This window comes from Pontibacter anaerobius (assembly GCF_026241195.1).
GTDB lineage: Bacteria > Bacteroidota > Bacteroidia > Cytophagales > Hymenobacteraceae > Pontibacter > Pontibacter anaerobius.
In genome coordinates this window covers 1-2,763 of sequence record NZ_JAPFQO010000022.1, presented here as the reverse complement: position 1 = coordinate 2,763, position 2,763 = coordinate 1, and the positions used below count along the sequence as shown (strand labels likewise).

The following is a 2,763-nucleotide window of genomic DNA, read 5'->3' as shown; positions in this document are numbered from 1 at the left end:
TCACGGCCAGCCAGCTTGCGGCTTGCTAACAGGCTTCACCAACTCGCCTGTAAGGGACTTGCACCCTCTGGAATAATATGATACCTTTCGTATCAGGTGCCCATACTGGGCGCACACCAGTCCTTTACCGAATAATACACGTAAAGGTGGGTTTTCAGCATCAATCACTTTCAGTATTGCATCACCAGTGGCTTTTGGATCACCTGCTTCTGCATTACCGAATGATTCATATACAGCCTTACGCAATTCTTCATATTCTTCCATAGGCGCACTATGTACAGAAGAGGCAGTTCCCCATTCTGTTGAGAACCCACCCGGTTCAATTAAAGTTACGTTTATTCCAAAGCCTTTCACTTCCTGGCTTAGTGATTCGCAAAGACCTTCAATAGCCCATTTTGAAGCGTGATAGATACCAATAAGTGGGAAGGCAGCCACGCCACCTACACTAGACACTTGTAGAATGTGTCCGGATTGCTGTTTGCGCATGATTGGAAGCACCGCCTGAATCACCCAAAGAGAACCAAATACGTTAGTTTCAATTTGTTTTCTGGCCTCTTCTTCAGTTGTTTCTTATACAAAACCAAAGTGTCCATAACCGGCATTGGAAATTAGCACATCAATACCACCAAAACGCTCGTTGGCCTGATTTACCGTATCAAAACACTGCTGACGATTGTTTACGTCCAATTTAAGACCCAAGAATGTATCTTTGTATTGCTCAGTCAAGTCCTTGATGTCATCAAGATTTCTTGCTGTACCCGCTACTTTGTCACCACGTTTCAATGCTGCTTCTGCCCATACACGTCCAAATCCTTTGGATGCTCCTGTAATAAAAATTGTTTTTGTCATTTTCTTTAATTTTTTGTTTGATACAAAAGTCTAAAGGATAACATTGTCGGACGTATATCCATTTAGGATGCTCATATACATTTCTCGGATTCAATTAAATTTAGTAGTCGGGCTGTATTCTCAATATGTGAATTGGTTTTAGTTAAGCGAAAATCAGAATCGGCAGGAACAAAAGAGCAATGTGTGCGCTGGCACTCTTTGCTCTTGGGCGGTGGATTTTAGCTTGCGTACAACGGATTGTACATATGGTGAGCGAGGCGTAGCCAAGCTTGGCTTATGTGCTGGGTTGACTGATGTTATTCTTCGTTCTCCCAGAAATCCTTAATCACTGGTACTTTGGCAGATGTTTTAAGCATTATCCCACTTGCAACTACTCCCATTCCAAATCCACAGCTATAGTTGTAATCTTCTGCTTCGTGATTGATAGTAACTTTTTGCTTGTGAAATGTGAATGTCAATCTACAATCAGAGGCAAGTATTTCAGGCTCATCATAGGTATAGACGGCCTTATTGTCAACATAATCCAAAGTGTCCACAAAGGAACCAGAATTGTAGCTTGGATAGCCTTTATTGTAGAAGAAGCTTATTGCTAATCGGTTGTTGTCAATAAGTTTCACATGAACTTCACCGTGGTTAGCACTTTCTCCATTCTTAAGCTTTTTACCTTGCAAAGTATATGAACCTGTTGGGTTAACATAGTTATTCTGCCCATAAGACAAGACTGTCACAAAAATTAAGGCAAGGGCTAAAAAGCTTTTCTTTTTATTCACTATTCTTATGACAGTTAACGTACTGGACTTTGCGATGATGAAGCTACCGTAATGGTGTGGTTACCTTTTGCAATTATTATTAATTCTGTTTTTTTCAACCACGCCAATTTATCATGATATAGACCAGAATAATTAATCCTTCTATTATTGTCAGTGTGGCACCAATAATTAAACCTATCCCAATTGCTCTTTGGTTCTCACTCTTAATGGCTTTATTTTTAATTCCAATGTGGTAACCAGCAATAAACTCAACAGTCATTTGACAAATAAATATAAAGGTATAATCGAGGACTTTATAACCATACCTTATCATTAGGTCATTTAGTATCGCAATACTAACCGCTACTACTAAAGTTTTAAGGTTTCTTCTCAATTATATTTTTATGACAGTTAACGGATTGGTGCAGCCGATGAACGAGGCATAGCCGAGTATAAAGGTTGAACTGGGTTGGCGGTTGTTATTCTAATAAGTTCTTGAGATTGCTAATCCTACATCCTCAAATTCAATTCTCTGTAATTCTTCAGTTTCAAAGAGGTCTTTGAAGTACTTCATTTTGACTTCTACGAATCTGTCTCCTATTTTAAATGGACTAATCGCATACCTAAACTGTGCATAATTCCTGCCTAAGAATGTATATTCGGAGTTCACTAGTTGAGTTTTAAACCTGCTATAATATTTCTCATTAAGAGTTATTAGAGTTTTATCGTCAATATCCTTATAGGCAACTGTAAATACCAAGGAGAAGTTAGATTCAAAGAAAGGGTCATCTGAGTCAATATGAATAACAAAATTGATTCCCTCATATTGTCCTAGAAATGCATAGATTGAACCAACAGTTGTTAGTTCAAAACCAAGTTCTTCCAGTATTTTAAATCCTCTAGAAGTTAGCAGTTTTTTAGCTCTTTTATTTCTGAATTTCTCCGACTGTATGTATACAATTGCAGAAATGAAAAGTATGGCTACTGTGCAGCAAAATACCAATATAACAAATCTATCCAATTTTCTTATTAATTGTAATTGCCGCCAACGAAATGGTCTAGCAGACGCTTTGGCTTGTCAGGCTTGCGAGGGTGTCTGCTAGGGTGTGTTGGGCGGGGTTGTTTTTCCCTTTTTCCCCCCGGCACTGCGTTGTAAAAATAAGGG

The 2,763-nt window shown here is 38.8% G+C and carries 3 protein-coding genes and 1 pseudogene; all 4 read right to left on the bottom strand.

Annotation, left to right across the window (positions count from 1 at the left end):
• The 4 genes and pseudogenes from OO017_RS19835 to OO017_RS19820 all read right to left on the bottom strand — a co-directional run bounded on the left by OO017_RS19835 (position 1) and on the right by OO017_RS19820 (position 2,619).
• Positions 1-849: pseudogene (locus tag OO017_RS19835) on the bottom strand (SDR family NAD(P)-dependent oxidoreductase).
• Between the two features lie 296 nt (positions 850-1,145).
• Entirely contained in the window at positions 1,146-1,619 is a 474-nt protein-coding gene (locus OO017_RS19830; protein WP_266054445.1) for a hypothetical protein, read from the bottom strand.
• Positions 1,620-1,713: 94 nt separating this feature from the next.
• A complete protein-coding gene (locus tag OO017_RS19825; RefSeq protein ID WP_266054444.1) occupies positions 1,714-1,992 on the bottom strand; it encodes a hypothetical protein in 279 nt (92 codons plus the stop codon).
• A 90-nt stretch (positions 1,993-2,082) separates the two neighbouring features.
• Complete coding sequence (locus OO017_RS19820) at positions 2,083-2,619, bottom strand: hypothetical protein (protein WP_266054443.1); 537 nt, start codon at positions 2,617-2,619, stop codon at positions 2,083-2,085.
• Positions 2,620-2,763 lie beyond the last annotated feature (144 nt).